Below are 2,506 nucleotides of genomic sequence, written 5' to 3' on the forward strand. Positions count from 1 at the left end.
TTGATGCTCCTATAGACTTCAAGAGCTCGACTCAAGATCTTTAACGGCTTCCGGTGCACCGGTCTGCGGGCAGAGCGCGTGGTAGATCTCTCGGGCGATGTACCGCTTGAGACAGCGCATGACCTCGGGTTTCGTCTTGCCCTCGGCCAGGCGGCGCTGGGTGTAGTGCTGGGTCGGCTCGTGCCAGCGCAGCCGGCAGACCACGATGCGGTGCAGGGTGGCGTTGGCCTGCCGGTTCCCGCCGCGGTTGAGCCGGTGCCGGTTGGTCTTACCGGACGAGGCGGGAATCGGGTTGGAGCCGCAGAGCGCGGCGAAGGCCGCCTCCGAGCGCAGCCGGTCGGGGTTGTCACCTGCGGCGACCAGCATCGTTGCTGCTCCGTCGGGGCCGATGCCGAAGATGGTGAGCAGGTGGGGTGCGGCACTGGCGGCCAGGCGCCCGATCTCGTCGTGCAGCGTCTTGACCTCCTGTCGCAGGTCGAGGTTGCGGCGGGCCAGCAGTCGCAGCGTGTGCCGGGCTGCTGCGGCCGGTGAGGTGAGCGGCTCGGGTTCGAACGCGGCGCACCTGGAGAGCAGTTTGGGGTCGGTGAGCCCGGACAGGCTTTCGCGCACCTGGGCCGGGGATGTGACGAGGATGGCCTTCATCTGGTTCAGTGCCTGCGTGCGGGCCTTGACCGCCGAGTCCTTGACCATCTTGAGCATGCGGATCATCTCCGCGTCGCCGTCGCTGGCCTTCGGTGTTCCTGCCGCGACGCCGGCCAGCACCGCCCGTGCTGCCATCTCGGCATCGACCGGATCGCTTTTGCCCAGCCGGTGGCGGGTGGCGCGGTCGGGCCGGTTGACCTCGATGACCCGGTAGCCGCGCCGGCGCAGCGTGCGGGCCAACTCGGCGCCGTAGGAGCCGGTGCCCTCCACGCCGAACGCCGCGACTCGGCCGAGCCCGGTCGCCCACTGGACGAGTTGGTCGTAGCCGGCGCTGGTGGTGGGAATGCGCAGCTCGTCGAGGCGGACACCGAGCTGGTCACACGCGACCGCGACGTGGACGTCCTTGTGGGTGTCGACGCCGACGGTGACCCGTCGGCCAGGCTGGGAGTGCGGCATGCTGTTGATGGCTGTCTCCTCCGTCTGCTCGGTGGTGGCGGCCACCGCCGGACGGGTGGGCGGACAGGACTGCGACGGTGCCTCTTGGCCAGGCTCCTATAAGGTCACTGCCCACCTGGCCGGCGGGCCAGACGCCACCCGGAGCACAGGCCGACAGATCAACCCGAAGGCACCACGGCCGGTCGTTGCGAGGGGTCAGACCCGGCCCCGGGAGGCGTGAGGAAATCATCGCAGTCGTTGGAGATCTTCGGCCGGGAGTGTGAACGGGTCACGTTCAGGTCTTCGAGCAGGTCAGCAACCGATTTCGAGGTCGTCGAAGTGTCCCGGTCGGCGTGTACGACGTGCGGCACGCCGTGGGCGTCGAACACCTCGCGCATCATGTTCTCGGCGAGCGGACCGGACTCACGGGCATGCACCCGCACGCCGGCGATGTACCGGGAGTAGATGTCGATCATCACGTACGCGTCGAAGTAGACCCCTTTGACCGGTCCGGCGAGTTTCGTGATGTGCCAGGTGTAGACCTGCCGTGGTGCGTCAGCGACCAGTTCGGGACGCTGCCGGGCCGGGTGCCGGGCCTGCCGGCGACGCTCACGGACCTGCTCGTGCTCGCGCAGCAGCCGGTACATGGTGGCGATCGACCCGACGTAGACGCCCTGGTCCAGCAACGCTGCGTAGATCTGCGCCGGGGCCGCGTCGACGAACTGCGGGCTGTGCAACAGCCGCAGCACCTGCTCACGCTCGGCCGGGGTGAGCGCGTTTGCCGGGGTGCGCCGCAACGGCCGCGCCGGTGTCGGCCGGCGCCGGTCCCGGTCCGCGCTGGAACGGGCGATCCCGGTCAGCCGTCCCGCCTCCCGGGTCGGGATCTTCGCCCCGGTCAGCGCGTGGTAGGCGACCATCAGCGCTTGCCGAGCCCGAACACGTCCGGACCGTCCGGCTCGCTCCTGGAGATGTCCTCCAAGAGCTCTCGCGCTTTTCCCATGATCGTCAACGCCGTCTCGGTCCGCGTCAGCTTCGCCTGCGCCAGCTGCAGTTCACGACGCAACCGGGCGATCTCCGCCTGCTCCGCCGACGGCCGGCCGACCGTCTCAGCAGCCGGCTTGCCCTGCAACAGCCCGGCGTCACGGGCCCGACGCCACTCCGACATCAACGACGAGTACAAACCCTCCCGCCGCAGGAACGCCCCACCCTCACCGGCCTCGACCGCCTGCTCGTACCGGGTCAGCAGGTCCAGTTTCTGCCCCGGACTGAACGACCGGCGGGCACCCGGCCCGCCCGAACGCGGACCCTTCTTGCGGCTCATGACCCCATCCTGGGCCACGACCATGTCAACAGCAGTAGTCAACGCTTCTCGATCCTGAACTCGCCCTGTCCAGCGGACTTGCTATCAACCGCTGGCCTCAACTCACCC

At 69.0% G+C, this 2,506-nt stretch carries 3 protein-coding genes; all 3 read right to left on the bottom strand.

The features are described from left to right. Positions 1 to 18: 18 nt before the first annotated feature. The gene (locus KJS59_RS30370; RefSeq protein ID WP_213457403.1) at positions 19 to 1,098 is read right to left on the bottom strand and encodes an IS110 family RNA-guided transposase; all 1,080 of its coding nucleotides are present in this window, start codon (positions 1,096 to 1,098) and stop codon (positions 19 to 21) included. Positions 1,099 to 1,256: 158 nt separating this feature from the next. Beyond that, positions 1,257 to 1,994, bottom strand: a complete 738-nt coding sequence (locus KJS59_RS30375; protein WP_213457399.1) for a DDE-type integrase/transposase/recombinase — start codon at positions 1,992 to 1,994, stop codon at positions 1,257 to 1,259. Continuing rightward, a complete protein-coding gene (locus tag KJS59_RS30380) occupies positions 1,994 to 2,398 on the bottom strand; it encodes a hypothetical protein (protein WP_213457401.1) in 405 nt (134 codons plus the stop codon). The genes KJS59_RS30375 and KJS59_RS30380 overlap by 1 nt, the downstream gene beginning before the upstream one ends. Positions 2,399 to 2,506 lie beyond the last annotated feature (108 nt).

Source organism: Rhizomonospora bruguierae, from assembly GCF_018397995.1.
In the GTDB taxonomy this organism is placed as follows: domain Bacteria; phylum Actinomycetota; class Actinomycetes; order Mycobacteriales; family Micromonosporaceae; genus Rhizomonospora; species Rhizomonospora bruguierae.

Bases quoted from the DNA above. Each gene is read 5' to 3' on its own strand.
- KJS59_RS30375 (WP_213457399.1), bottom strand. From the start codon at position 1,994: ATGGTCGCCTACCACGCGCTGACCGGGGCGAAGATCCCGACCCGGGAG.
- KJS59_RS30370 (WP_213457403.1), bottom strand. From the start codon at position 1,098: ATGCCGCACTCCCAGCCTGGCCGACGGGTCACCGTCGGCGTCGACACC.
- KJS59_RS30380 (WP_213457401.1), bottom strand. From the start codon at position 2,398: ATGAGCCGCAAGAAGGGTCCGCGTTCGGGCGGGCCGGGTGCCCGCCGG.